The 25,490-nt window shown below is 72.1% G+C and carries 23 protein-coding genes, 2 tRNA genes and 1 pseudogene; 18 read left to right on the top strand and 8 right to left on the bottom strand.

Features of this window, described 5'->3' with window-relative positions:
• Window positions 1-38 precede the first annotated feature (38 nt).
• Window positions 39-1,331, top strand: coding sequence for an IS256 family transposase (locus D1J51_RS04515; RefSeq protein ID WP_119073985.1), 1,293 nt, complete (start codon window positions 39-41; stop codon window positions 1,329-1,331).
• A gap of 145 nt (window positions 1,332-1,476) precedes the next feature.
• Here D1J51_RS04515 and D1J51_RS04510 read toward each other — a convergent pair.
• Window positions 1,477-1,549: transfer RNA gene (locus tag D1J51_RS04510), tRNA-Ala, on the bottom strand.
• A 266-nt stretch (window positions 1,550-1,815) separates the two neighbouring features.
• On the opposite strand from D1J51_RS04510, the gene D1J51_RS04505 reads away from it, so the two are divergent.
• Window positions 1,816-2,241: a fluoride efflux transporter FluC gene (locus D1J51_RS04505; RefSeq protein WP_240422898.1), complete on the top strand. Its 426-nt coding sequence runs from the start codon at window positions 1,816-1,818 to the stop codon at window positions 2,239-2,241.
• Window positions 2,238-2,603, top strand: coding sequence for a fluoride efflux transporter FluC (locus D1J51_RS04500; RefSeq protein WP_119073983.1), 366 nt, complete (start codon window positions 2,238-2,240; stop codon window positions 2,601-2,603). The genes D1J51_RS04505 and D1J51_RS04500 overlap by 4 nt, the downstream gene beginning before the upstream one ends.
• 30 nt (window positions 2,604-2,633) lie before the next feature.
• Here D1J51_RS04500 and pdxY read toward each other — a convergent pair whose 3' ends face one another.
• The 4 genes and pseudogenes from pdxY to D1J51_RS18620 all read right to left on the bottom strand — a co-directional run.
• A complete protein-coding gene (gene pdxY / locus D1J51_RS04495) occupies window positions 2,634-3,485 on the bottom strand; it encodes a pyridoxal kinase PdxY (protein WP_119074087.1) in 852 nt (283 codons plus the stop codon).
• A gap of 70 nt (window positions 3,486-3,555) precedes the next feature.
• The gene (locus D1J51_RS04490) at window positions 3,556-4,923 is read right to left on the bottom strand and encodes an FAD-binding oxidoreductase (protein WP_119073982.1); all 1,368 of its coding nucleotides are present in this window, start codon (window positions 4,921-4,923) and stop codon (window positions 3,556-3,558) included.
• A 102-nt stretch (window positions 4,924-5,025) separates the two neighbouring features.
• Window positions 5,026-5,832, bottom strand: a complete 807-nt coding sequence (locus D1J51_RS04485; RefSeq protein WP_119073981.1) for a sensor histidine kinase — start codon at window positions 5,830-5,832, stop codon at window positions 5,026-5,028.
• 199 nt (window positions 5,833-6,031) lie between these two features.
• Window positions 6,032-6,187 (bottom strand): annotated as a pseudogene (locus D1J51_RS18620) (response regulator); the annotation flags it as partial.
• Between the two features lie 209 nt (window positions 6,188-6,396).
• Between D1J51_RS18620 and D1J51_RS04475 the strand changes: the two are divergent.
• The 6 genes from D1J51_RS04475 to gluQRS all read left to right on the top strand — a co-directional run bounded on the left by D1J51_RS04475 (window position 6,397) and on the right by gluQRS (window position 13,201).
• Window positions 6,397-7,176: a DeoR/GlpR family DNA-binding transcription regulator gene (locus D1J51_RS04475; RefSeq protein ID WP_371414075.1), complete on the top strand. Its 780-nt coding sequence runs from the start codon at window positions 6,397-6,399 to the stop codon at window positions 7,174-7,176.
• Entirely contained in the window at window positions 7,173-8,120 is a 948-nt protein-coding gene (pfkB, locus tag D1J51_RS04470) for a 1-phosphofructokinase (protein ID WP_119073980.1), read from the top strand. The genes D1J51_RS04475 and pfkB overlap by 4 nt, the downstream gene beginning before the upstream one ends.
• Before the next feature lie 50 nt (window positions 8,121-8,170).
• The gene (locus D1J51_RS04465; protein WP_119073979.1) at window positions 8,171-10,189 is read left to right on the top strand and encodes a PTS fructose transporter subunit IIABC; all 2,019 of its coding nucleotides are present in this window, start codon (window positions 8,171-8,173) and stop codon (window positions 10,187-10,189) included.
• Between the two features lie 110 nt (window positions 10,190-10,299).
• Window positions 10,300-10,569 carry an HPr family phosphocarrier protein gene (locus D1J51_RS04460; protein WP_119073978.1) on the top strand — a complete coding sequence of 90 codons (270 nt, stop codon included), beginning with the start codon at window positions 10,300-10,302 and terminating at the stop codon, window positions 10,567-10,569.
• Window positions 10,566-12,275, top strand: coding sequence for a phosphoenolpyruvate--protein phosphotransferase (gene ptsP, locus D1J51_RS04455; RefSeq protein ID WP_119073977.1), 1,710 nt, complete (start codon window positions 10,566-10,568; stop codon window positions 12,273-12,275). Before D1J51_RS04460 ends, ptsP begins: the two co-directional genes overlap by 4 nt.
• Window positions 12,276-12,280: 5 nt before the next feature.
• Entirely contained in the window at window positions 12,281-13,201 is a 921-nt protein-coding gene (gene gluQRS, locus D1J51_RS04450; protein ID WP_119074085.1) for a tRNA glutamyl-Q(34) synthetase GluQRS, read from the top strand.
• Here the strand turns inward: gluQRS and D1J51_RS04445 are convergent.
• Window positions 13,191-13,532, bottom strand: coding sequence for a spore germination protein GerW family protein (locus D1J51_RS04445; RefSeq protein WP_119073976.1), 342 nt, complete (start codon window positions 13,530-13,532; stop codon window positions 13,191-13,193). The genes gluQRS and D1J51_RS04445 overlap by 11 nt on opposite strands.
• 40 nt (window positions 13,533-13,572) lie before the next feature.
• Complete coding sequence (locus D1J51_RS04440) at window positions 13,573-14,385, bottom strand: SGNH/GDSL hydrolase family protein (RefSeq protein ID WP_119073975.1); 813 nt, start codon at window positions 14,383-14,385, stop codon at window positions 13,573-13,575.
• A 75-nt stretch (window positions 14,386-14,460) separates the two neighbouring features.
• Here D1J51_RS04440 and D1J51_RS04435 point away from each other — a divergent pair, with 75 nt between their 5' ends.
• Both D1J51_RS04435 and D1J51_RS04430 read left to right on the top strand, forming a co-directional pair.
• A complete protein-coding gene (locus tag D1J51_RS04435) occupies window positions 14,461-16,269 on the top strand; it encodes a DEAD/DEAH box helicase (RefSeq protein ID WP_119073974.1) in 1,809 nt (602 codons plus the stop codon).
• 160 nt (window positions 16,270-16,429) lie between these two features.
• A tRNA-Leu gene (locus D1J51_RS04430) sits at window positions 16,430-16,515 on the top strand.
• Between the two features lie 60 nt (window positions 16,516-16,575).
• On the opposite strand, the gene D1J51_RS04425 is transcribed toward D1J51_RS04430, so the two are convergent.
• The gene (locus D1J51_RS04425) at window positions 16,576-17,526 is read right to left on the bottom strand and encodes a cytochrome c oxidase assembly protein (protein ID WP_119073973.1); all 951 of its coding nucleotides are present in this window, start codon (window positions 17,524-17,526) and stop codon (window positions 16,576-16,578) included.
• Between the two features lie 306 nt (window positions 17,527-17,832).
• On the opposite strand from D1J51_RS04425, the gene D1J51_RS04420 reads away from it, so the two are divergent.
• From D1J51_RS04420 to D1J51_RS04390, 7 genes are all read left to right on the top strand, one after another.
• Window positions 17,833-18,912 carry a hypothetical protein gene (locus D1J51_RS04420; protein ID WP_119073972.1) on the top strand — a complete coding sequence of 360 codons (1,080 nt, stop codon included), beginning with the start codon at window positions 17,833-17,835 and terminating at the stop codon, window positions 18,910-18,912.
• A gap of 163 nt (window positions 18,913-19,075) precedes the next feature.
• Window positions 19,076-19,423, top strand: coding sequence for a 50S ribosomal protein L19 (gene rplS, locus D1J51_RS04415; protein ID WP_119073971.1), 348 nt, complete (start codon window positions 19,076-19,078; stop codon window positions 19,421-19,423).
• A gap of 145 nt (window positions 19,424-19,568) precedes the next feature.
• Window positions 19,569-20,297, top strand: coding sequence for a signal peptidase I (gene lepB, locus D1J51_RS04410; RefSeq protein ID WP_119074084.1), 729 nt, complete (start codon window positions 19,569-19,571; stop codon window positions 20,295-20,297).
• Window positions 20,294-20,989 carry a ribonuclease HII gene (locus tag D1J51_RS04405; protein ID WP_119073970.1) on the top strand — a complete coding sequence of 232 codons (696 nt, stop codon included), beginning with the start codon at window positions 20,294-20,296 and terminating at the stop codon, window positions 20,987-20,989. Before lepB ends, D1J51_RS04405 begins: the two co-directional genes overlap by 4 nt.
• Window positions 20,986-21,732, top strand: coding sequence for a ribonuclease PH (gene rph, locus D1J51_RS04400; RefSeq protein WP_256385994.1), 747 nt, complete (start codon window positions 20,986-20,988; stop codon window positions 21,730-21,732). The genes D1J51_RS04405 and rph overlap by 4 nt, the downstream gene beginning before the upstream one ends.
• Window positions 21,733-21,743: 11 nt before the next feature.
• Entirely contained in the window at window positions 21,744-22,361 is a 618-nt protein-coding gene (rdgB, locus tag D1J51_RS04395) for an RdgB/HAM1 family non-canonical purine NTP pyrophosphatase (RefSeq protein ID WP_119073969.1), read from the top strand.
• Between the two features lie 94 nt (window positions 22,362-22,455).
• On the top strand, window positions 22,456-25,467 hold the full coding sequence (locus tag D1J51_RS04390; RefSeq protein WP_119073968.1) for an aminotransferase: 3,012 nt from the start codon (window positions 22,456-22,458) through the stop codon (window positions 25,465-25,467).
• The last annotated feature ends 23 nt before the right edge of the window (window positions 25,468-25,490 follow it).

Below are 25,490 nucleotides of genomic sequence, written 5' to 3'. Positions count from 1 at the left end.
ACGCGCCGCGCGTGATGCGTGGCGGGAAAGGTGCCGTGATGACTACGACACTGGAAGTTGTGAGTCCGAAGAAACACCATGACGATGACCGATCGGCGGAGGCCGCTGCGGCGGCCGAGTTGGTCCGGCTGGCGAAGGAGCAGGGCTTGGCTCTGACGGGGCCGGATGGTCTGTTGAAGCTGTTCACGAAGAACGTGCTCGAGACCGTGTTGAGCGAGGAGCTCACCGAGCATCTCGGTCACGAGAAGAACCGCGCCGCCCCAGACCGAGATGCCGGGAACGTGCGCAACGGGACTCGGCCGAAAACGGTGCTGACCGAAGCGACCGGGCAGGTAACGATCAACGTGCCGCGGGATCGTGATGGGTCGTTCGAGCCGCAGATCGTGAAGAAGCGCCAACGTCGCCTGAACGGGGTCGAGGAGATCGTGCTGTCGCTGTATGCGAACGGACTCACCACGGGTGAGATCAGCGCGCACTTCGCCCAGATTTACGGCGCGTCAGTTTCGAAGGAGACGATCTCCCGGATCACGGACAAGATCATCGAGGAGATGAATGAATGGTCCGCCAGGCCACTGGACGAGGTTTATGCGGCGATCTTCATCGACGTGATCGTGGTGAAGATCCGCGACGGGCAGGTCGCGAACCGGCCGATCTATGCGGCGATCGGTGTGACCCTGGCTGGGGAGAAAGACGTCCTCGGGCTCTGGGCCGGCGCTGGCGGTGAGGGTGCGAAGTTCTGGATGAGCGTCCTGACCGATATCAAGAACCGTGGCGTGCGGGACACGTTTTTCCTTGTCTGCGACGGACTGAAAGGCCTGCCCGAAGTCGTCGGCAACGTGTGGCCGCTCACGACGGTGCAGACCTGCATCATCCACCTGATCCGCAACACGTTCCGGTTAGCGTCGAAGAAGGACTGGGACGCGCTCAAACGTGATGTGCGACCGATCTATACCGCTCCGAACCCCAACGCCGCGAGGGCAGCGCTGGAAGAGCTCGACGAGAAATGGGGCAAGAAATACGCCGCGATCATCCGGCTCTGGGAGTCCGCATGGGAGGAGTTCATCCCCTTCCTCGACTACGACATCGAGATCCGGACCGTGATCTGCTCGACCAACGCGATCGAGTCCCTCAACGCCCGCTACCGACGCGCGGTGCGAGCCCGGGGCCATTTCCCGACTGAGCAGGCGGCGCTGAAGCGCCTGTATCTTGTCACCAGATCGCTCGACCCGACCGGCGCGGGACGAGTCCGATGGACGATGCGGTGGAAGCCCGCTCTCAACGCATTCGCCATCACCTTCGCTGACCGCTGGCCGGCCGCGGAGACCTACTAAATGAAAACCGCCGGAAACACCGTTACCGAGATAGTCCCCGACCCCGAGATCAACGACAACGCCCTCACCTGGGCCGCGAACGCCGACAAGGCCCGAACCCAGCCCAATGATTCTTCGGGCGAGGGTTCGAGCCTTGTGCGCGGGGTGGATCTGAGGGGACTCGAACCCCTGACCCCCTGCATGCCATGCAGGTGCGCTACCAGCTGCGCCACAGACCCAGGTGAAGTCGGACAAATGCTCACCCGACAACTCTTCTACTTTACACCACGGCCCGGTGAGGAACGCAAATCGAGGCGCGCCTCACGAGCCGCAGAACCCGGGAGGCGCCGTCCGCGAACGAGGGGAGTAGGGTGGAGGGGTGCCGCGCGGCACCCGGTGGTGGGGCTCACCGGCACCAACCTCGCCTGAGCGACAACGGTCCCTATCTCGATCGCGACCCTGCTTCGAACCGCAGGGCGCCCGGGTACGGGATAGGAGTGTCATCGTGAAGTCGTCTGCCATGCTGCCCGACCTCGGGATCGTCGCCGTCGGCGGTGCCGCGGGATCCCTCGCCCGCTACCTGATCACGCTGGCGGTGGGGGAGACCGGCCCGTTTCCGCTCGCCACGTTCGGCATCAACGTCTCGGGGGCCTTTCTGCTCGGCCTGCTGGTCGAGGTGCTCACCCGGCTCGGGGCCGATCGCGGGCGCTGGCGAGCGACGCGGCTGCTGCTGGGCACGGGCGTGCTGGGCGGCTTCACCACGTACAGCCTGCTCGCGGCCGACACAGCCGAGCTGCTGCTCGGCGGCGAGCCCTGGGCGGCGCTGGGATACGGCGCCGCGACGCTCGTGGTCGGGGGTGCGGGCAGCTGGCTCGGCGTGCTGAGCGGTCGGGCGCTCCGGCTCCGCGGCGGCGGGGGAGGCGCGCGGTGAACGGCGTGTGGGCGGCGCTCGGGATCGCCGTAGCGGGAGGCATCGGTGCCGCGGCGCGGCACCTGGTCGACCACAGCCTGCCCCGTCGCGCACGGGCGCGCTTCCCGTGGGGCATCATGCTCATCAACCTGACGGGCTCGTTCGCGCTCGGGATCCTCGTCGGTCTCGCGATCGATCATCCGCTCGCGAGCGTGCTCTCGGTCGGCCTGCTCGGGGGATACACGACGTTCAGTGCGGCGAGTCTCGACACCGTGCGGCTGCTCGCGAGGAAGCGCTGCGGCGGCGCACTGCTGAACGGGCCCGGGATGCTGCTCCTCGCGACCGCGCTCGCGGCCGCCGGCATCCTGCTCGCACGATCCTGAGGGCCAGCCGCCGGGGCCTCTGCGATCCGTTCAGCGCACCCGCCTCGCGTCGAAGCGAAGATCGGGGTGCGCGTAGGACTCCTGGGCCGCGATCAGCTGCAGCTCGCGCGATCCCGCCGCCAACGTGCGCTCGAGCAGCGCGAACACGCTGGCGGTGGTGCGGGCCAGCGCGTCGGCCGCGTCCCGGGTGCGACGGAAGTGTGCGGTGAACAGCGCCGCCGTGACGTCGCCCGAGCCGTTCACCTTGAAGGGGAGGTGCGGGGTCTGCGCCAGCCAGGCGCCCTCGCCCGTGACGGCGAGCATCTCGATGGTGCCCTCCGGCCGGTCGGGGCGCTCGACACTGGTCACCAGTACCGTGCTCGGGCCGAGATCCCGAGCCGCATCGGCCGACTCGAGTGTGGAATCGAGAGTGTCGGGCGAGGTGCCTGTGATGAAGCCCAGTTCGAACTGGTTGGGCGTGATGAGGTCGGCGTGCGGCACGACGCGGTCGCGGATCAGATCCTGCACCTCGGGCGCGACGTGACAGCCCGACTTCGCGTTGCCGAGCACGGGATCGCAGGCGTAGACGGCATCGGGGCTGTGGTGCTTCACCCGCGCGACGGCGTCGAGGATCGCGTCGCCGATGCTGTCGCCCCCCTGATAGCCCGAAAGCACGGCGTCCACCCGCTCGAGGCCGCCGCGCTCCTCGATGCCGGTGACGATCTCGCGCACGTCCTCGCCCGACATCAGGGGCCCGCGCCACGCGCCGTAGCCGGTGTGGTTGGAGAAGCACACCGTGTGCACGGGCATCACCTCGACGCCGATGCGCTGGAGCGGGAACACCGCGGCCGAGTTGCCCACGTGGCCGTAGGAGACGGAGGACTGGATCGAGAGGAATCGCATGCGACGATCCTGCCAGTGGTCCACCCGATGGACCACTTTCCATGGTCATCGATGTACCAGATGCGTCCCCTCAGATGGCGCGATCGGGGGTGAGGATCCCGCGCGGGTCCAGCGCGCGCTTGAGGGCGCGCTGCACCCCGAGCGCGGTGCCGTCGAGCTGCCAGGAGAGCTCGTGCCGCTTGACGGAGCCGATGCCGTGCTCGCCCGAGATAGTGCCGCCCAGCGAGATGGCGAGGCGCGTGATGTCGTCGATCACCGCGTCGGCCTCGCGGATGCCCTCCGGGTCGTCGGGCGCCTCCACGGTGCTGTGCAGGTTGCCGTCGCCCGCGTGAGCGACGGTCGAGATCCGCTTGCCGTGCCTTTCGGAGATTTCTCCCACCCCGCGGAACATCTCGGCGAGCGCCGCGACCGGCACGCCGACGTCGCAGGAGATCTTGAGCCCGCGCGCGTTGAGCGCGGGGTTGGAGAGCCGTCGCGCCTCGAGCAGGGCGTCGGAGTCGGAGATCTCGGTGTCGCCAGCACCGTGCGCCGCGCAGATGCCGGTGATGATCCCGGCCTGCTCCGCGGCGTCGAGCCCGACGGTCTGCCCCACGAGCATGGCGCCGGCGGGAACGGCGAGGCCGCTCGGGTGGAACGACTCGATGATCTCGACGCTCAGGGCGTCCATGAGCTCGAGCACCTCCGGCCGAGCGGGGCCGTTCACGATGGCCGTGACCGCCCGGCCCGCGTCCTCGACGCGGTCGAAGCTCGCGCGGAACGTGCGGGGCGCTCCCTCCGGCACCGGTTTCAGCCGCACCGTGGCCTCCGTGACGACGCCGAGGGTCCCCTCCGAACCCACGAAGAGGCTCGTGAGGTCGTAGCCGACCACGTTCTTGCGCGTGCGGGCTCCCGTGCGCATGACGCGGCCGTCGGCGAGCACCACCTCGAGGCCGGCGACGGAGTCGGTGGTGACGCCGTGCGACACGCAGCGCAACCCGCCCGCGTTCGTCGCGATGTTGCCGCCGACCGTGCACAGCCGGGCGCTCGCGGGGTCGGGCGGGAAGAACAGTCCCAGCTCGCGGCATGCGTCGTCCAGCTCGCCGGTGATGACTCCCGCCTGCACCACAGCGACGCGGTTCTTCCGGTCGATCTCGAGGATCCGGTTCATCCGCTCGAGCGAGATGATGAGCCCGCCGTCGTAGGCCATGGCCCCGCCGACGAGGCCGGTGCCCGCGCCGCGCACGCTCACCCGTACGCCAGCCGCGTCGGCCCAGCGCAGTGCGGCCGCGACATCCGCGGTCGACTCCGCGAGCACCAGCGCGAGGGGCGTCCCCTCCGGCACGGCGCGCGAGCTGTCGAGCGCGTACGGGGCGACGAGCTCGGGATCGACCACCGCCCGGTCGCCCAGCGCCCGCCGCAGTCCGCTCACGTCGTCCGGGCTCGCGCCGCCAGCACCCATGTCTCCCACGACCTCTCTTCGAGCACTCGGAAGCCTCGATCTCCGCGACCAGCGTATCGTGCGCACCTGCCGGGCCGACGCGTTCGTCGAGCAGACCGGCCCTCAGTCTCCGCGCGGCTCGTCCGGCTCCGCGAGCGGCAGGCTCAGGATCGCGACCAGCCCGCCTCCCGGACGGGGCGACAGCTCGAGCGATCCTCCCGCCGCGCGAGCGGCCTCATCGGCCAGGGAGAGGCCGAGCCCCAACCCGGGTTCGGCCTCCCGGCTCGCGAGCCGGGTCGCGTCTCCGCGGTTGAACGGCTCGATCATCGCGGCGACGGCGCGATCGTCGAGCTCGGCTCCCGTGTTCTCGATGCGCAGGCGGACCCTCCCGTCAGCGGAGCGGAGCGACACCCGTACCCACCCGTCGCGCACGTTGTGCCGCACGGCGTTGCCGATCAGGTTGTCCACCGCGAGCTGGACTAGAGCGGGATCGGCGGCCGCCTCCGGGCGCTCCGGCCGCCGCCCCGCGCCTCCGTCGTCGCCGAGGAGCCCGGCCAGGTCGACGCCGACGCCCAGCTCGACGGCGCGGGCGCCGTGCGTCTCCACGGCCGCGACGACGGCCTCGCGCGGATCCGTCTCGTCGCCCCTCGCCTGCCCGGCGTCCGCTCGCCCGCGTCGCGCCCGGGCGAGCTCGAGCAGCGCCGCGATCAACCGCTCGCTCCTCTCGTTCGCGGCGAGAGCGCGGCGGATCGCGGGTTCGAGGTCGGCGGGCACCCGCCCCCGCGCGAGCGGGATCTCGAGTGCGGCGCGGGTGGTGGCGAGCGGGGTGCGCAGTTCGTGGGACGCGTTCGCGACGAAGCGCTCCTGCCGGGCGAACGCGTCCCGCAGCCGGTCCAGCATCCCGTCGATCGTGTCGGCGAGCTCGCGCACCTCGTCGGGCCGACCGCGGAGCGCAGCGCCAGCGACGGCAGCACGGATCCGGCGATGCCGCCGTCCGCTCGGGGCGCCTCCGCGGGGGGCGAGGCGCTCTGGGGGAGGAACGGCTCCGTGCCCGGGCTCGTCTCGCGGGCCGAGGCCCCTGCTCCCGCAGCATGCGGCACACGGTGTCGCCGTGCACGCCCGGCAGATCCCGATCGAGCAGCAGCACGTCGGCGTCGAAGCGGCCGAGCGCGGCGAGCGCGGTATCGCCGCCGTGGGCGACCTCCACCTCGTGCCCCTCGTCGCGCAGGCCGTCGGCGAGCAGCTCGGCGAGGTCGCGCTCGTCCTCCGCGATCAGAATGCGCATGCCGCGCTCCTCCCTCTCCCCGCCACGGGGAGCGGTCTCCCTCAAGCATGCACCGGGAGCGGTCTGGCGAGGGTTAGGCGCCGGGCCGGATGGCGGCTCTCGCGGTAAAGTCAATTAAAACAAATGTTGCAATCGCTTTACTTGTTGGAAACATTGTGGCAATCTGAAGGCGCGAGAGATCGTCGGCCAGATGCCCGACGAGTGCACACGTGGACGAGGGAGCGGACATGTACGCGGCGGAGCGTCAGCAGCTGATCCTCGACACCGCGCGCTCCGACGGCCGGGTCGACGTCAGCGCCCAGGCCGACGCGCTGGGCGTCACCACCGAGACCATCCGTCGCGATCTCACCGCGCTCGAGCGCAGAGGCCTCCTGCGGCGCGTGCACGGCGGCGCGATCCCAGTGGATCGTCTCGAGCCCGAGACCGGCGTCGAGGTCCGCATCGGCTTGCGGGCCGAGGCGAAGCGGCGCATCGCGCAGCGCGTGCTCGAGGAGATCCCGGCGAACGCCACCCTGCTGCTCGACGCGGGCACCACGACCCTGGCGATCGCTCGAGCCCTTCCGGCGAACGCCTCGCTCACTGTCATCACCAACAGTCTCATCATCGGCGCGGAGCTCGCCGCCAGACCCGGCATCTCGCTGCTGCAGCTCGGCGGGCGGGTGCGGCCGATCACGGGCGCCGCCGTGGGACCCTGGCCCAACGACTCCCTCGCGGGCCTCACCGTGGACATCGGCGTCTTCGGCGCCAACGGCTTCGACGTTGCGCACGGGCTCACGACTCCGGACCACGACGAGGCGGCGACGAAGCGCGCCATGCTTCGCGCCTCGCGCACCACGGTGCTCGCCTCCGACGCCAGCAAGGCCGCGCGCGCGCACCTGTACCGATTCGCCGAGATCGAGGAGATCGACATGGTCGTGACCGACACGGACATCGACGCCGAGCTCGCGGAGCAGATCCGCCGAGCCGGCCCGACGGTGGTGATCGCGTGATCGTCACCCTGACCCCGAACCCGAGCGTCGATCGCGCCGTCACCGTGCAAGCGCTGCAGCGCGGCGAGGTGCTGCGCGCGGCGGCCGCCCGCGTCGACGCCGGCGGGAAGGGCGTCAACGTGAGCCGCGCGCTCGCCGCGGCGGGCGAGGACACCCTGGTGGTGCTCCCCTCCGGCGGTCCCGAGGGGAGCCTGCTCGAGGCGCTGCTCGAGCGGGCCTCCATCCGCCGCGCCGTCGTCCCCATCCCGCACGGGGTGCGCATGAACATCAGCGTGCTCGAACCCGACGGCACCACGACCAAGCTCAACGAGCCGGGCCCGCGCCTCTCTGAGGCCGACGTCGAAGCCCTGCTCGAGGCCGCCCTCGCCCCGCTCGGGGCGGGCGACTGGGTGGCGGGATGCGGCAGCCTGCCCCCGGGCGCCCCCGGAGACCTGTACGCGACGCTCGTGCGCCGCGCGAAGGGCCGCGGCGCACGGGTGGCGATCGACACCTCGGGCGCCCCCCTCGCCGAGGCCATCCCTGCGGCGCCCTCCCTGATCAAGCCGAACCGCGAGGAGCTCGCCGAGTTCGCCGGGCGTCCGCTCGAGACGCTCGGCGCGGTGATCGGCGTCGCCCGTGAACTCGTGGCCGGCGGCATCGAACTCGTCGCCGTCAGCCTCGGACGCGACGGGGCCGTGCTCGTGACCGCCGAGGAGGCGGTGCACGCGCGGGCCTTCGTCACGGATCCCGTGTCGACCGTCGGAGCGGGGGACTGCATGCTCGCCGGACTGCTCAGCGGCCTGGCGCGCGGCGAGGCGCTCGCCGACGCGCTCGCGGAGGGGGTGCGCTGGGGCGCGGCCGCCGTCCGGCTGCCGGGCACCGAAGTGCCCCGACCCGGCGATCTCTCCGACATCGACGTCGCACTCACCGCCGACCCCGACACCTCACTGCCGCTGCACGACTGATTCCCGCCTCACAACCCGCTCCTCACGACACCCCTCCGAAAGGAACCGACATGCCCCTCATCAACGACGAGCAGGTGGTGCTCGACCTCACCGGCGCCGACCGGCACGAGGCGACGCGCGTGCTCGCGGAGCGCCTCGCCGCGACCGGGCGATGCACCGACCTCGAGCTCTTCCTCGCCGACGTGCGCGAGCGGGAGACCAAGATGGCGACGGGCCTCCCGGGCGGCATCGGCATCCCGCACGCCCGCAGCGCGGCCATCACCGAGCCCTCGCTGGTCTTCGGACGCGTCGCCGACGGCATCGACTGGGGCGCGAAGGACGGGCCCGCTCGGCTCGTGTTCCTCATCGCGGCGCCGGCCGACGGCGGCGACGCGCACATGCAGGTGCTGCCGCAGCTCGCACGCGCGCTGATGCGCGACGACTTCAGGCAGGCGCTGCTCGCGGCGGAGACCCCCGCCGAGGTCGTGCGGATCGTCGGCGAGCACGTGCAGCTGGCAGATCCCACGCCCGCCCCGGAGCCCGCACCCGCTGCGGGAGGCGCCACCGCGAAGCGCGCCCTGCGCTTCGTCGCCGTGACCTCCTGCCCCACGGGCATCGCGCACACGTACATGGCGGCCGAAGCGCTCGAGAACGCCGCCGAGGCGGCCGGGCACACGATCTCGGTCGAGACGCAGGGGTCGGCGGGATCGACGCCGCTGCCGGCCGAGCAGATCGCCGCCGCCGACGCCGTGATCTTCGCTCACGACCTCGAGATCAAGGACCGGGGTCGTTTCGCGGGCAAGCCCACCGTGGACGTCGGGGTCAAGAAGGCCATCTCCGACGGCCCGGCGCTCGTGGCGCAGGCGGCCGGGCTCGCCGCCGAGTGGGCTGCGGATCCGTCGCGGGCGGCCGCGGCCGACGATCGCGCGGAGGCCGCCCCGTCGCCTCGCGCGGAGCGCGTCGGCGCGGGCACGAAGCTGCGCCAGTGGCTGATGACGGGCGTCTCGTACATGATCCCGTTCGTGGCGGCCGGGGGCATCCTCATCGCCGTCTCGTTCATGCTCGCCCAGATCGCCCTCGGCGAGAACGGCGCGATCGAGGTGGTGAGGTACGGCCTCACCGGCGACGACGAGTTCAACATCGCGCAGAGCTTCGACCCGGCGAGCCTCGCGTCGTGGGCGGCGCTCGCGTACGTGATCGGCTCGACCGCCTTCGGGTTCCTCGTGCCGATCCTCTCGGGCTACATCGCCTTCGCCATCGCCGACCGGCCGGGTCTCGTGCCGGGCATCGTGGGCGGCTCGGTCGCGGTGGCGATGAACGCCGGCTTCCTCGGCGGCCTCGTGACCGGCCTGCTCGCGGGTTTCGTGGCCCGCTGGATCGCGAGCTGGAAGGTGCACAAGGGCGTGCGCGGCGTGATGCCGGTCGTGGTGATCCCGCTGCTGTCGACCCTCGTCACCGCGGGTCTCTTCATCACCGTGCTCGGACGGCCGATCGTCGCGCTGATGACCGCCATGAACGATGGCCTCAACAACCTCACCGGTGCCGGGGCCCTGCTGCTCGGCGTGATCCTCGGCGGCATGATGGGCTTCGACCTCGGCGGCCCCGTGAACAAGGTGGCCTACGGCTTCGCCACGGCGGGCCTCTCGGCGGCCGGCGCCGCAGCGGACGCGCCGCAGCTGAGGATCATGGCCGCGGTGATGGCGGCCGGCATGGTCGCGCCGCTCGCGATGGCTCTCGCGACAGCGCTGCGTCCGAAGCTGTTCTCCGAGCCCGAGCGCGAGAACGGCAAGGCCGCGTGGCTCCTCGGCGCCTCCTTCATCTCGGAGGGCGCGATCCCGTTCGCGGCGGCCGACCCGATCCGGATCATGGCGGCCTCGCTCGTGGGCTCCGCCGTCACCGGCGGCCTCGCGATGCTCTTCGGCACCACGCTGCGCGCCCCGCACGGCGGCATCTGGGTGCTCCCGCTCATCGGCCAGCCGCTCCTCTTCGTCGCCGCGCTGGCGGCGGGCACGATCGTCACGGCGCTGATCGTCGTCGCGCTGAAGTCGATGAGCCGCGGCCGCACCGCGGTGGAGGCCGCCGCGGCCTGACACCGGAAAGCGAGTGCGGGATCGAGCGGACCCGTATCGATGCCGCACTCGCGGCCCGACGACCGGGCCGTCGCACTAGGATTCTGAACACACCTGATCAAGGAGACACCATGGCAACCCGTTCCGTCACCATCGCTTCCTCAGTCGGCCTGCACGCGCGCCCGGCCTCGCTGCTGGTGGAGGCCGTGACCGAGTCCGGCCTCGACGTGGAGATCGCGCGTCCCGGCGAGGCGCCGGTCGACGCCGGCAGCATCCTCGGCATCATGGCGCTCGGCGCCAAGCACGGCGAGGAGGTCGTGCTCTCGGCCGAGGGCGGCGACGCCGAGAGGGTGCTGGATCGTCTCGTCGAACTGCTCGCAACGGATCTGGACGCGCAGTGACCGACCGCGGGACCGCGCGACCGCCCGGCGCCGAGCAGAGCCGCCACGGCATCGGCGTCAGTCCCGGCACCGCCTACGGGCCGGTCGTGCAGGTCGCGCCGCCCGTCGCGCCGCCCGCGGACGAGCCGGCTGCGAGCGACCCCGCGGCCGCCGCCGAGAGCGTCGTCGCAGCGTTCATGCGGGTCGCCTCCGCGCTCGACGCGAAGGCCGATCAGCTCGATGCCGACGCGCGCGACATCCTGCGCGCCACCGCCCTCATCGCCCGCGATCGAGCCCTGCACCGGGCCGCGGCGAGGCACCTCGAGGCCGGCAGCGGGCCCGCGACCTCGGTCGCGGCGGCGATCGAGGAGTTCGCCGCGCAGTTCGAGGCGCTCGGCGGCTACTTCGCCGAGCGCGTCGCCGACCTGCGCGACATCGGATCCCGCGTCGTCGCCGAGGTGCTGGGCGAGCGCGTGCCCGGCGTGCCCGATCTCTCGGAACCGAGCGTGATCGTCGCCGATGACCTGGCGCCGGCCGAGACCGCTACGCTCGACCGCGCTCTGGTGCTCGGGATCGTCACGGAGGCCGGCGGGCGCACGAGTCACACCGCGATCCTGGCCGCCCAGATGGGCATCCCCGCCGTCGTGCAGCTCGCGGACGCGACGGAGATCCCGGTCGGCACCCCCGTCTCGCTCGACGGCGACAGCGGCGAGGTGGTGCTGCACCCCGACCCGGCCGCCGTCGCGGCGCAGCGCGAGCGCCGCGAGCGCCGAGCCGCCGCCCTCGCGCGGATCAGCGGACCCGGAGCGACCTCGGACGGTCACGGGGTGGCGCTGCTCGCCAATATCGGCGGCATCGAGGACGCCGAACTGGCGGGGCCGCAGGACGTCGAGGGCGTCGGGCTCTTCCGCACCGAGTTCGTGTTCCTCTCGGCCGACCGCGCCCCCACCGTCGAGGACCAGACGGAGATCTACCGGCGCGTGTTCGAGCCGTTCGGCGAGCGGCGCGTCGTGGTGCGCACCCTCGACGCGGGCGCCGACAAACCCCTGGCCTTCGCCGATCTCGGGCCCGAGGAGAACCCGGCACTCGGCCGCCGCGGCCTGCGCCTGTCGCAGGCGCGTCCCGAGCTGCTCGACGCCCAGCTGGAGGCGCTCGCGGCCGCGGCGTCGCTCACCCGCGCCGATGTGCGGGTGATGGCGCCGATGGTCGCGACGGCCGAGGAGGCCGGCTGGTTCGCAGCGCGCGTCGCGGCGAACGGACTGCGCTGCTCCGGCGTCATGATCGAGGTGCCGGCCGCGGCGCTGCGCGCTGAGCAGGTGCTCGGCGCGGTGCACTTCGGCAGCCTCGGCACCAACGACCTGGCGCAGTACACGATGGCCGCCGACCGCATGGAGGGCGAGCTCTCGGACCTGCTCGACCCGTGGCAGCCGGCCGTGCTCGACCTCATCGCCGCGGCGGCCTCGGGCGCTCGCGCGGCGGGCAAGCCCCTGGGGGTGTGCGGAGAGTCGGCCGGCGACCCCCTGCTGGCCCTCGTGCTGACCGGTCTCGGCGTCACCAGTCTCTCGATGGCGGCGGGCAAGGTGCCGGCCGTGCGGCTGGCGCTCTCGGCGCACAGTCTCGCCGACTGCGAGGGCCTCGCCGCTCTCGCGCGAACGGAGACGACGCCGCGTGCGGCGCGAGAGGCGGTGCGCGCGGCGGCGGCCCCGGAGCTGCTCGAGCTGCTGTGACCGCCATGTCCGGCGCGGGGCGCTACGCGCCGAGCCCGTCGGGCGAGCTGCACCTCGGCAATCTGCGCACGGCACTGCTCGCCTGGCTGTTCGCGCGCGCGAGCGGGCGGCGCTTCCTCATGCGGGTGGAGGACCTGGATCGCGCGCGAGACGCGGGCTGCGCCGCGCGGCAGCTCGAGGATCTCACCCGGATCGGGATCGACTGGGACGGCGCACCCGTGACGCAGAGCGCGCGCGGCCCCGAGCACGGAGCGGCGATCGACCGCCTCGCTGCGGCCGGCCTGGTGTACGAGTGCACCTGCACCCGCCGCGACATCCTCTCGGCTCCGAGCGCGCCGCACGCGCCACCGGGTGCCTATCCCGGCACCTGCCGGGACCGCGGCGACGAGGAGCGCCGCGCCGCCCGCGCATCCATCGCGCCCCGCGAGCCCGCCCTGCGCCTGCGCGCGCCTCTCGCGGAACTCGAGTTCGACGATCTGCTGCTCGGCCGCGTGCGAGGCGACATCGACGATCTCGTGCTGCGCCGGGGCGACGGCACGGTGGCCTACAACCTCGCGGTGGTGGTCGACGATGCGGCGATGGGCGTGGACCAGGTCGTGCGCGGGGACGACCTCGCGCCCTCCACGCCGCGTCAGATCCTGCTGCAGCGCCTGCTCGGGCTGCCGACGCCGCCGGCGCTCGAGTACGCTCACGTGCCGCTCGTGCTCGGCCCGGGCGGGGCGCGGCTCGCGAAGCGCGACGGCGCGGTGACGCTCGCCGATCTGCGTGAGCTCGGGGTCGGGGCCGGAGAAGTCCTGAGCAGGCTCGCCGCGTCGCTCGGCCTCGCGAGGCCCGGCGAGCGCGTCGCCACCGCGCAACTCATCCGGCGCTTCGATCCGGCGCTGATCCCTCGCGAGCCCTGGGTGTGGAGCGGCGCTACTTCTTGAGCGCGCGGACGATGCGGGCGAGCGCCCGCCCGGCGACCCACACGAACGGCACGCCCACCGCGAGCAGTGCGATCACGTTGGGCTCGAAGCGCGTCACCCCGTCGCGGGAGACGTAGGCGCCGACCGGCACGGCCATGCCGCCCCCGCCGCCGCCGGAACCCTCGCCCTGCGCGTCCTCGAGACCGCCGCCGTCCTCTCCGGCGCCGAAGCCGTAGCAGGCGCAGGCGACGGGCATGATCGTCGCATCGCCGAGTTCGACGGGATCGCCGTAGGCGGAGCGGACCCCCACCTGGGTGACGGTGTCTGCGAGCTGCTGGGTGAGATGTGCCATGCCCTCACCCTACTCGCTCGGGGCGCCGAAGGCAGCCCCCTCACCGACCGTTCTCAGCCCCGTGATGGCCGCGCCGCGCCGATTCCGGCTGCGGGCGCTTCGCCACGATGTCGTCGCCCGACGAGAGGTGCTTGATGCGTCGGATCACCCACGGCACGAGGTGCGCGCGCGCCCACACCACGTCCTCCTTGCGCGCCTGCCGCCAGTTGTGCCGGGGGAGCGGCGGCGGGTCCAGCGGCTTGAGATCGTGGGGCACGTTGAGGGCGTCGAGCGCCGCGCGGGCGATGGTGTGGTGGCCGAGCGCGTTGAGGTGCAGGCGGTCGCCGGCCCAGTAGCGGCTGTCCTGCAGTTCCTCGAGCGCCCACTGATCCACGACCACGCAGTCGTGCTTCAGTGCGATCTTGCGCACGTTCTCGTTGAAGATGGCGACCTTGCCGCGAATGGTGCGGAACACCGGTTGGAAGACGGTGTCGACCCCCGTGAAGACGAGGATCGTGGCCCCGCTCTCGCTGAGCCGCCCGACCACCCGATCGAGTCTCGCGGCCACCTCGTCGGGGTCGGTCCCGGGGCGGATGACGTCGTTGCCGCCCGCGCAGACGCTGATGAGATCCGGACGCAGATCCAGCGCGGCGTCCACCTGCTCGTCCGCGATCTGCTGGATCAGCTTGCCGCGCACCGCGAGATTCGCGTACGCGAACTCCTCGTCGTAGTCGCTCAGCACCTCGGCGAAGCGGTCGGCCCACCCCCGCAACCCGCCCGGGCTGTCGGCGTCCGGATCGCCCACGCCCTCGGTGAAGGAATCGCCGACCGCGACGAACCGCGCCCAGGGAAGTTCGATCCGATCCTCTGCCACTTATTCGTCCCCATTTCCGGGCGGCGGGCCCGCTCCGAGCATCCCAGCATTCGTTACCGATTATCCTAGAGCGCTGTGGCAGATGCGGATCCCGGGCTTCACCTTCCGGGGACCAGTGCAGCTGAGCACCTGCCGCCGGCCTATCCCGAGCGCGCCGCGCACGGCACCGCGGGCACCCTGCGCGCCTGGCAGGAGGAGGCGATCCGGCTCTACCTGGAGCGGAACCCTCGCGACTTCCTGGCGTCGGCGACGCCGGGCGCGGGCAAGACGACCTTCGCCCTGCGGCTCGCCGCGATCCTGCGCGCCAACCACACCGTCTCCCAGATCGTCGTCGTCGCCCCCACCGAGCACCTCAAGACCCAGTGGGCCGACGCGGCGACGCGCGCCGGGATCCGCCTCAACCCGTCCTACTCCAACGCCGACGGCTTGGGGTACGGGCGCCACTACCACGGCGTCGCCGTCACCTACGCGCAGGTCGCGACGAAGCCCGTGCAGCACCGACTGCTCACCGAGAGCGCCGACACGCTCGTGATCCTCGACGAGGTGCACCACGGCGGCGACGCGCTCAGCTGGGGCGACGCGATCCGGGAGGCCTACGGCAGCGCCAAGCGGCGGCTCTCGCTCACGGGCACTCCCTTCCGCTCGGATGACGCCCCGATCCCCTTCGTGGAGTACGCGCCGCAGGGCGACGGATCCCGCCTCTCGCTCACCGACTACGACTACGGTTACGGACGCGCCCTCGCCGACGGCATCGTGCGCCCCGTCATCTTCATGGTCTACGCGGGCAGGATGCGCTGGCAGACCTCCGCGGGCGAGGAGATGGAGGCCTCGCTCGGAGAGGGCAACACCAAGGACATCACCTCGCAGGCGTGGCGCACCGCGCTCGACCCGAGCGGCGACTGGATCGCGAAGGTGCTGAGCGCGGCCGACCGCCGGCTCACGGAGGTGCGGCAGCAGATCCCCGACGCCGGCGGCCTCGTCATCGCGACCGATCACGCCTCGGCCAGGGCCTACGCCGGGCAGCTGCGGCGGATCACGGGGGAGGAGGTCGCCCTGATCCTCTCCGACGACGCCGGGGCCTCGCAGCGGATCGACGCCTTCTCCGCCGGCGACTCGCGCTGGATGGTCGCCGTGCGCATGGTGTCGGAGGGCGTCGACGTGCCGAGGCTCGCTGTCGGCGTCTACGCGACCAGCTCGTCGACCCCGCTGTTCTTCGCGCAGGCGATCGGGCGCTTCGTGCGATCGCGCCGCCGCGGCGAAGTGGCGTCGGTGTTCATCCCCAACGTTCCCGCGCTCATGCTGCTCGCGGCCGAGCTCGAGAAGGAGCGGGGTCACGTGCTCGAGGGGCCCGGATCTGCGGAGGAGATGTGGGACGCCGAGGCCGCGCTCATGGCCGAGGCCGAGCGCGAGGACAGGGCCTCGAACGAGCTCGAGGAGGCGGAGTTCAAGTACCAGGCGCTCGGTTCGGACGCGCACTTCGACCGCGCCGTGTTCGACGGCGCCGAATTCGGCGGCTACGCCGAGGTGGAGACCGAGGAGGAGCTCGACTTCCTCGGCTTCCCCGGGCTGCTCGAACCGCAGGACGTCAAGGCGCTGCTGCAGCAGCGGCAGGCCAGGCAGGCGCGTCGCTCGGCGACCCGCCAGGGCCTGCTCGAGCACCCGCCTGAGAGGTCCGAGGCCCCGGAGGCGCTGCACCGCACGCTCGGCGAGCAGCGCAAGCTGTTGAACTCGCTGGTCGGCATGTACTCGAAGGTCTCGGGCGAACCGCACAAGGACATTCACAACGAGCTGCGGCGCGTGTGCGGCGGACCTCCGGTCGCGCAGTCCTCCGTCACGCAGCTGCAGAAGCGCATCGACCTGCTGCGGCGCCGGTTGCGGCCGTAGACCGGCGGGCGCGCCCGGGGAGGAGCACCGCGGGATCGGCTGGAGGCTCGAGGTCCGCGACGGCCGCCTCGACGCGCCCGGCCGGCCGAACCCGATTCGTGCCGCGTCCGTATCCGTGCTAAGTTATTCTCTGTTCGGCCGATGGCGGTCCGGATCATTCGCGCGGGTGGCGGAATTGGCAGACGCGCTAGCTTGAGGTGCTAGTGCCCGTATTAGGGCGTGGGGGTTCAAGTCCCCCCTCGCGCACGCGAATGACGAACGACCCCCGACCTGAGATGACGCTTCTCGGGTCGGGGGTCGTCTTCGTCACGACTGTTCTGGGCCGTGCCTCCGCTTCAAGCGCGCGAGGTAGTCGTTGTAGGCGTCCAGGTCGGGATCGCCGTCGATATCCGCGCGTCGATCTCTGGCGGCGGCCCGCTCGGTGTCGGCGCGGAACCAGCGATGCATGATGTACACCGCCATGATCAGGGACGGCGCTTCGCCGTACGACCACGCGAGGCCGCCCGCTGTCTGCTGGTCGCTCAACGGATCGATGCCGAGCTGGAGCGTGCTGTCGGCGAACGCGGTGATCATGAGCGTGGGGCTCATCATGAGAAAGACGCCGAAGAATGCATGCAGCCCGGTCTCGGCGAAGAGATCGACGGCGCGGGCGCCGTAGCCCATCCGCACCGGCAGGGGATCTTCGGAGAGCACCGGGATCGTGAAGAGCAGGCCGGACGCGAGGAATCCGATCTCCAGTGCTTCGTGGCCGCCCGGCAGACGCAGCAGCGGATCGATGATGTTGCCGAGGTACAGGCCGTAGAAGGCCAGCAGATACAGCGGCACGCCGACGACGGGGCTCAGCACCCAGCGAGCCACGCGACAGCGAAGGCCCGCGTGGGCGAGTCGGAGAACCGCGCCGCCGGCGCCCCGGTGCGGCGTCGCACGCAGGAGCAGAGTGCCGGGAGAGCCGAACACGAGCAGCGGCGGAATCGCCATCATCAGCGTCAACTGCTGGAACATGAACACCGAGAACTGCGCACGCCCGTAGCTCTCCACGCCCAGCCCCGTGACCACGAACAGGGCGAGGCATCCGAGCAGGAAGCAGACCGTGCGCGAGACCGGCCAGCGGCGTCGCTGCGCCCAGAGCCGCACCGCGCCGGCGAGGTAGAGCACCGCCAGCACGATCGCGAGAACCGCCAGGATCGATGGTGGATACGGGCCGGGGGTGAGGTACTCCCACATGCCCGGCGGTGTCAGCACGACATCGTCGGGCATCGTCGGGACCCTCTCGGGATCTTCGTGTCTTGACCAACGCAGCACTGGCGGTGTTCCGCATGGCTGTGTCCGCTACCCATGTCTATCCACCCTATCCTAGAACCCTCTGTCCGCTGACAGCCGGTCACGCCGCTGCTCCTCAGATCCGGTGAACGGAGAACCGGGCCAACGGCGGCCCGATCGGGGATGAGCGCTCGGGGCTCGGGGGGCGCCCTCGGGCCGTCTGCTGAGCTGCGCCCGTTTGCGGGAGGGACGAGTTGTCCCTACAGTAAACTGTGGAATCCCGCCCAACCGAAAGGCCGTTTCATGGACTCGAAGAGCCCGACAGACCACCCGCTCCGTCCCGGACTTCAGCGGCGAACGCTGCTGAAGGCGACCGCCTGGGCGGCCCCCGTCGTCGCGGTCGCGACGACGGCGCCACTGGCCTCGGCTTCGGGCGAGGGGAACGACCTGGCGATCGGGGGCTTCGCAGGGGACAATCGAATCGCCTTCAACGCCGACCGGACGCGCTATATGGAGCAGGCCTACACGACCGCGGCCCAGGTCGTCACGGTCGGCGGAGCCGAGCCCACGCCCCCCGGATCGGTGCTCAGCCTGGAATGGGACTCTCGCAACTTCACCGGTGCGACGATCCAGATCAACGGGGGCCCGAGCATTGCTCCGGCCTCGACGGCTCCGACCGGTGCCAACGGCACGGCCGCGACCTTCATGATCTCGCAGGCGATTCCCGTCGGCACCCCGGGGGATCCGGCCGGCGGCCTGTCGCTGAACGTCAACCTCGTCGGTGTTCAGGAGGAGTTCGCGTACGTGGAGAACGCGCACCCCTACGTGGTCGACATCGCACCGCCCAGCGGAACCGACCCCGACCCGACGAACAACGGCTGGCGGACGGAGGCGCGCTACGGCGGCACGTGGGACGTCGCCGTCACCGATTCGACCTGGGGCACCTACCCCGTGAGCCACGCTCGCCCGGTCGAGCAGGGCGGCCCCTACACCGAGGATGTCCGCGTGCCCGGCTCGATGACGATCACGAACCTCGGTCCGAACAACGTGCCGGCGGACTCCATCGGGTTCTACGCGATGGTTCCCGACCGCATCGACAGAAACCCGTCCGTGTCCAATCTGCGGGCGACGCTCAACGGCGCTGCCGCTGCGGGCGCGGTGGAGGAGTTCACGAATGGCTCGCAGGGTGCCTACAGCTCTCAAGTTCTCGTGCCGCTCGTACCGGGCGATGTGCTGCTCCTCGAGTGGGACGTGAGCGTGCTCGACAGCGTCGCCTGGAACGGAGAGGGCATCGGCACGGGCAGTGCGGGGGTCTCCTCTGCGGGCGCCGGCGATGTCGACGGCGGCAACCATTTCGCCGTCGATCCCGGGCCGGTCGGGTAGGCGAACCCGGTCGGCTTTGCCGGGGCCCCGGCGTGTGGCATAATTGATCCTTGTGCCACGGTGCGGCGCTGCCGCGAGGGTCCGCACGAACCGTGAGCCGAGCACTCAGTACTTTTCGATATCCGCGATCCCGGCTTGCGGCGGGCGCAGAGAGTAGACCACCATGCAGAAGCTCGACCACGTCGACGCCGCGTCGCTCAAGAGCGACATCCCCGAGTTCCGCGCCGGCGACACCGTCAAGGTGCACGTCAACATCGTCGAGGGCAGCCGCTCGCGGGTCCAGGTGTTCCAGGGCATCGTGATCGCTCGCCACGGCGAGGGCGTGCGCGAGACCTTCACCGTGCGCAAGATCAGCTTCCAGGTGGGTGTCGAGCGCAAGTTCCCGGTGCACTCGCCCGCGATCGACAAGATCGAGGTCGTCACCCGCGGCGACGTGCGCCGCGCCAAGCTCTACTACCTGCGCGGGCTCACCGGCAAGAAGGCCAAGATCAAGGAGAAGCGCGACGCCTGAGCGTGCCGCCTCCGCACGGGCACAGCATGCTGAGCCTGTGCGACTCTCAGGCTCCCTCCCGCGATGGGTGGGAGCCTGAGATGTCTCTCTGGAAACGCGGGATCGGACCGATGCGCCGATCCCGCATCGATGCGTGGGAGTGGTCATGACCGAAGCCGGGACAGCGGATGCGCCTCGGCGGTCGCGTCGCAGCGGGATCGTCGGGTTCCTGCGCGACCTGGTCGTCATCCTGCTGGTGGCGTTCCTCGTCTCCTTCCTGCTGAAGACGTTCCTGGTGCGCAGCTTCTACATCCCCTCGGTCTCGATGGAGCAGACCCTCCAGATCAACGACCGCATCCTCGTCAACCAGCTGGTGCCCGACCTCGTCCCGGTGCAGCGCGGCGACGTGGTGGTGTTCAAGGACCCGGGAGGCTGGCTGCTGCCGCGCGATACGAACCCCCCGCAGGGGTTCGAGAAGGTGCTGCAGGCCGTGGGCCTCGCGGCCGACACGAGCGACGAGTACGTGGTGAAGCGGGTGATCGGGGTCGGCGGCGACCGCGTGGCGTGCTGCGAGGCGCAGGGCCGCGTCACGGTCAACGGCGTGCCGCTCGACGAGCCGTACGCGGTCATCCCCGCCGGCGAGACCCGCGCCTCCAGGATCGACTTCGACGTGACCGTGCCCGAGGGCGCGGTGTGGGTGATGGGCGACAACCGCTACCAGAGCAAGGACTCGCGCTACAACCAGGATCAGCCGGGCAAGGGATTCGTACCCGAGAGCGAGATCGTCGGCCGCGCATTTCTGCTCAACTGGCCGCTCAACCGTTTCACCTGGCTCGGCACCCCGGACGGTACGTTCACCGGGGTCGAGCAGGCGCGCGAGCGGGCGGGTCCATGACGGCGGCGAACGAGTCCGCGCCTTCGAAGGACCCGAGCCTCGCGTTCGAGCTGGAGTGCTTCGCCGCCGGCGCGCGACTGGTGATCGGCGTCGACGAGGTCGGCCGGGGCGCCATCGCCGGGCCCGTCGCGGTCGGGGTGCACGCCGTGCGGACGGGCACCGCGAGCTTCCCGGCAGGGCTGCGCGACTCGAAGCTGCTGAGCGAGAAGCGGCGGGAGGCGATGGCGCCGCTCGTGCGCGAGTGGGGAGCGGGGAGCGTCGGGTTCGCCTCGCCCGCGGAGATCGACGTCCGGGGGATCGGCGCCATGCTGGGCGAGGCGGCCAGGCGGGCGCTGCTCGAGCTGCACGCGGTCGGCGTGCCCGTGGACCGCGCCGTGATCCTGCTCGACGGCTCGCACGACTGGTTGTCCCCGGCGCTGCGCGGCGAGCTCGACGTGCGCACGCGAGTGGGCGCGGATCGCACCTGCGCGAGCGTGGCGGCGGCCTCGGTGCGCGCCAAGGTGCAGCGCGACGCGGTGATGCGCGAGGCGCACGAGGCCCATCCCGGGTACGGGTGGGCGTCGAACAAGGGCTACGGATCCCGAGCGCACTACGACGGGATCGCCAGCCTGGGGCTGACCGAACTGCATCGCCGCACCTGGATCAGGGAGCGCCGCAGCACCGGGCGGCCTCACGATAGTCTGGTCGGGTGAATTCGACAGCAGACGCACGCGCCGACGGGCGCGCCCCGGCGCAGATGCGCCCCGTGGCCATCGAGCGGGGCTGGAGCGCCCAGGCCGAGGGCAGCGCCCTCATCTCGTTCGGCGCAACCAGGGTGCTGTGCACCGCCTCGTTCACGCCGGGCGTTCCGAGGTGGCTCGCGGGCCGGGGGACCGGCTGGGTCACCGCCGAGTACTCGATGCTGCCGCGCTCCACGAACGAGCGCATGCAGCGGGAGTCGGTGAAGGGGCGGATCGGGGGCCGCACGCACGAGATCTCGCGTCTCATCGGGCGCAGCCTGCGCGCGATCATCGACACGAGGGCGCTCGGCGAGAACACGATCGTCATCGACTGCGACGTGCTGCAGGCCGACGGCGGCACGCGCACCGCATCGATCACGGGGGCGTACGTCGCGCTGGCCGACGCGGTCGAGTGGGCTCGCGCGCAGAGCCACATCCCCAAGCAGGCGCGGCCCCTCGTCGACAGCGTGGCCGCGGTCTCGGTGGGCATCGTCGACGGGGTGCCGATGAGCGACCTCGCCTACACCGAGGACTCCCGCGCCGAGACGGACATGAACGTCGTCGTGACCGGGTCGGGCGACTTCGTCGAGGTGCAGGGCACGGCCGAGGGCGCGCCGTTCAAGCGCGCCGAGCTCGACGCGCTGCTCGATCTCGCGCTCTCGAGCGCGACGGAGCTCGCCGAGCTGCAGCGCGCCGTGCTGGCGCGGGAGAAGTAGGGGGGGCGGAGATGTCGCAGACGCTGGTGCTCGCCTCGCACAACGCGCACAAGCTCGAGGAGCTGCGCCGCATTCTCGGGCCGCTGATCCCGGGCGTCGAGCTCGTCGGCTACGACGGGCCCGAGCCCGTCGAGAGCGGAATCAGCTTCGAGGAGAACGCGCTGCTGAAGGCCCGCGCCGCGGCGGCCCGCACGGGACTTCCCGCGATCGCCGACGATTCGGGGCTGGCCGTCGACGTGCTCGGGGGCTGCCCCGGGATCTTCTCGGCCCGCTGGGGCGGGCCCGCCCGCAGCGACGCGGCGAACGTCGAGCTGCTGCTCTGGCAGCTCACCGACGTCGCGGACGAGCACCGGGCCGCGGGCTTCGTGTGCGCCGCCGCCCTGGCGCTCCCGGGCGTGGACGGCGAGCCCGGCGGGGAGGTCTGCGAACTCGGCGTCTGGCAGGGGAGCGTGCTGCGCGAGCCGGCGGGTGAGAACGGCTTCGGCTACGACCCGATCTTCCGGCCCGAGGGGGAGCAGCGATCCGCCGCTGAACTCGGCTCGGGCGAGAAGGACCGGCTCTCGCACCGCACGCGCGCCTTCAGCGCTCTGGCGCCCGAGATCCTGACCCGCCTGCAACCCGGATGGTAGCGAGATGGGCCCGAGAGGCGAAGAACTCCGCTGATTCCGCCGGATCGAGCGTAGTTTTCCGCCCTTCGCGCGGTATGAGAAACGGAGGATCGCCGTGACCGGCTCACCCGAATCACACGCAGCTCCCGGGGGCGGACTCGTGCGCCCCGACGTCTCCGAGGCCGACGCGGCGAGGATCGCGCGCGAGCGCTACGGCATCGAGGCGGTGGCGCGCGAGCTCGGCAGCAACCAGGATCGCAACTTCGTGCTGGAGGAGGCTGACGGCACCCGCAGCGTGCTGCGCGTCGACCACCCCGTGTTCGGCGACGACGCGAGGAACGCCCAGCACGCGGCGCTCGAGGCCTATCGGGCGGCCGGCGTGCCGGTCCCCTCGGTGCTGCCCGGCCTCGACGGCGAACTGACGCAGCGCTGCGCGCCCGGCTACGCGGTGCGCCGCAGCGAGTTCGCGCCGGGCGAGCCGATGGTGGACGCCGGCTACCTGGCGCCGGTGGTGCTCGAGGAGTTCGGAGCCCTCGCCGCAGCGTCGGTGAACGCGCTGGCCGGCCTCGAGCACCCGGGGCTCGTCCGGGAGCACATGTGGGACATGCGCGCGGCCTACGACGAGACGCTGCGACTCGCCCCCGCGATCGCCGACGCCGGGCTGCGGGGGCGCGTGCTCGCGGCCGCGCAGGAGGCGTACGAGGCGCTCGCCGCGGTGTCGGCGTCGCTGCCCGTGCAGGCGATCCACGGCGACCTCACCGACGACAACGTGACGGGGGAGCGCGGCGGCGACGCCCGGCTGCACCCGCGCACGGTGCTCGACCTCGGCGATCTCGCGCTCGGGTGGCGGGTCGCCGAGCTCGCCGTGACGGCCTCGTCGATGCTGCACCACGAGCCCGAGCGACCGCTCCGGGTGCTCGACACGATCACCGCGTTCCACCGGATCGCCCCGCTCTCGGCCGCCGAGGCCCGCGCCGTGTGGCCGCTCGTGGTGCTGCGTGCGGCGCTGCTCGTGGCGAGCGGCTGGCGCCAGCTCGAGATCGACGGCGGCAACGACTACGCGCGGGAGCGCATCGCGGGCGAGCAGGCCATCTTCGAGGCCGCCACCGGGCCGGCGCTCGTCGAGGCCACCGAGCTGGTGCTCGCGAGCCTCGGCTTCGAGGGCCGGCCGCAGGGCGGGTCGCTCGAACTCGTCTCGCCGCCGTGGGCCGCGCCCGGGCGGGAACCCCTGCGCCCCCTGCTGCCCGGACTCGAAGGCGAGGTGGCGATCCTCGACCCCGGCGTCGAGTCCGAGGCGCTCGCAGGCGGCGCCTGGCGGGCCCGCAACGCCGAGGCCTCCCTCGTGGGGGCCGCGCTCGCGCGCGGGGCGGCCGCAGCCGTGCTGCCCTACGGCGTCTACCGGCTCACCCGCACCGTCGCCGACAGCCCGGAGGCCGCCGAGACCTGGCCGGCCGACACCGAGGTGTGGGTCGGTCCGGGCGACGCGCTCGAGGTGCGCTCACCATCGGCGGCCACGGTGCTCGCCGTCGGGCCGAGCACCGTGGTGCTCGCGCTCGCGGGCTGGCACCTGCGGGTGAGCGGCATCGTGCCGGGCGTGCGGGCCGGTCGGCCGGTCGTACCGGGGGCCGCGATCGGCGAGCTCGCCGGGGCGCCCGCGGCCCGCCCCGTCTCCGTGGGGCTGCGCCGGCCCGACGCGCTGCTCCTCACGGAGGACGGCCAGGGCCGCGCGCAGCTGATCACCCCGGACCGCGTGCCCGCCTGGCGGCGCCTCGCGCCGGATCCCGCCGCGCTGCTCGGCCTGCCGTCGCTCGCGCAGCACGACGAGTCCGGCGACGAGCGGACGCGCCGCGAGGGCATCTTCGCGAGCGCGCAGGAGCGCTACTACGAGCGCCCGATGCAGATCGAGCGCGGGTGGCGGCACCACCTCGTCGACACGACCGGCCGCGCCTACGTCGACATGGTCAACAACGTCGCCGGGCTCGGCCACGGCCATCCGGGCGTCGCCGACGCCGTGAACCGGCAGATCCGCATCCTGAACACCAACTCGCGATTCCTGTACCGCGATCTCGCCGAGTACAGCGAGCGCCTGCTCGCGCTGCTGCCTCCGGGCAGCGGCCTCGACACGGTGCTGCTCGTCAACTCGGGATCCGAGGCCGTCGACCTCGCGCTGCGCCTCGCGCAGGCCGCGACCGGGCGGCGCACGGTGATCGCGCTGCGCGAGGCGTACCACGGCTGGACCATGGCATCGGACGCCGTGACGACGAGCGCGTACGACAACCCCGACGCCCTCGCCACGCGCCCCGACTGGGTGCACGTGGCCGACGTGCCCAACCGCTTCCGCGGCACCTACCGCGGCGAGGCCGGCGACCCGACGGTGGGGGCGCGCTACGCCGCCGACCTCGGGGCCGACCTCGAGCGCCTCGCCGCGGAGGGCCGCGGGGCGGCGGCCTTCATCTGCGAGTCGGTGCTCGGCAACGCGGGCGGCGTGCTGCTGCCGGAAGGCTACCTCGCCGATGTCTACGCGCGCGTACGCGCCGCGGGCGGCCTGTGCATCGCCGACGAGGTGCAGGTGGGCTTCGGACGCACGGGGTCGAGCTTCTGGGGGTTCGAACGGTCGGGGGTGATGCCCGACCTCGTCACGATCGCGAAGCCGATGGGCAACGGCTTCCCCCTCGGCGGCGTCATCACGTCGAAGCGGGTGGCCGACGCCCTCGCCGCGCAGGGCCAGTTCTTCTCGTCGGCCGGCGGCAACCCGCTGTCGTGCCGGGTGGGCCTCGCCGTGCTCGACGCGATGGAGGCCGAGGGTCTGCAGCAGAACGCGCGCGCGGTGGGGGATCGGCTCGCGGCGGGCCTCCGGTCGCTCGCCGAGCGGCACGACATCGTCGGCCCGGTGCACGGCGAGGGGCTCTACCTGGGCGTCGAGCTGGTGCGCGACCGCGAGACGATGGAGCCCGCGAAGGCGGAGGCGGCGGCCATCTGCGAGCGGCTGAGAGAGCTCGGCGTGATCGTGCTCACCACCTCCGAGCGATCGAACGTGCTCAAGGTGAAGCCGCCGCTGTGCCTCACGGCCGAGAGCGCCGACTTCGTGGTCGCCGCGCTCGACCGGGTGCTCAGCGAGGGGTGGTAGGCGGCGGCCGCCCACCGCGCGAG

The organism is Leucobacter sp. wl10 (genome assembly GCF_003569785.1).
Classification (GTDB): Bacteria; Actinomycetota; Actinomycetes; order Actinomycetales; family Microbacteriaceae; genus Leucobacter.
Note: the sequence above shows the minus strand (reverse complement) of the source record. Positions and strands in the feature narration are given on the sequence as shown.

Bases quoted from the DNA above. Each gene is read 5' to 3' on its own strand.
- D1J51_RS04445 (WP_119073976.1), bottom strand. From the start codon at position 13,532: ATGGCACATCTCACCCAGCAGCTCGCAGACACCGTCACCCAGGTGGGG.
- pdxY (WP_119074087.1), bottom strand. From the start codon at position 3,485: ATGCGATTCCTCTCGATCCAGTCCTCCGTCTCCTACGGCCACGTGGGC.
- rplS (WP_119073971.1), top strand. From the start codon at position 19,076: ATGCAGAAGCTCGACCACGTCGACGCCGCGTCGCTCAAGAGCGACATC.
- D1J51_RS04460 (WP_119073978.1), top strand. From the start codon at position 10,300: ATGGCAACCCGTTCCGTCACCATCGCTTCCTCAGTCGGCCTGCACGCG.
- lepB (WP_119074084.1), top strand. From the start codon at position 19,569: ATGACCGAAGCCGGGACAGCGGATGCGCCTCGGCGGTCGCGTCGCAGC.
- gluQRS (WP_119074085.1), top strand. From the start codon at position 12,281: ATGTCCGGCGCGGGGCGCTACGCGCCGAGCCCGTCGGGCGAGCTGCAC.
- D1J51_RS04425 (WP_119073973.1), bottom strand. From the start codon at position 17,526: ATGCCCGACGATGTCGTGCTGACACCGCCGGGCATGTGGGAGTACCTC.
- rdgB (WP_119073969.1), top strand. From the start codon at position 21,744: ATGTCGCAGACGCTGGTGCTCGCCTCGCACAACGCGCACAAGCTCGAG.
- D1J51_RS04465 (WP_119073979.1), top strand. From the start codon at position 8,171: ATGCCCCTCATCAACGACGAGCAGGTGGTGCTCGACCTCACCGGCGCC.
- D1J51_RS04420 (WP_119073972.1), top strand. From the start codon at position 17,833: ATGGACTCGAAGAGCCCGACAGACCACCCGCTCCGTCCCGGACTTCAG.
- D1J51_RS04405 (WP_119073970.1), top strand. From the start codon at position 20,294: ATGACGGCGGCGAACGAGTCCGCGCCTTCGAAGGACCCGAGCCTCGCG.
- D1J51_RS04490 (WP_119073982.1), bottom strand. From the start codon at position 4,923: ATGGGTGCTGGCGGCGCGAGCCCGGACGACGTGAGCGGACTGCGGCGG.
- D1J51_RS04515 (WP_119073985.1), top strand. From the start codon at position 39: ATGACTACGACACTGGAAGTTGTGAGTCCGAAGAAACACCATGACGAT.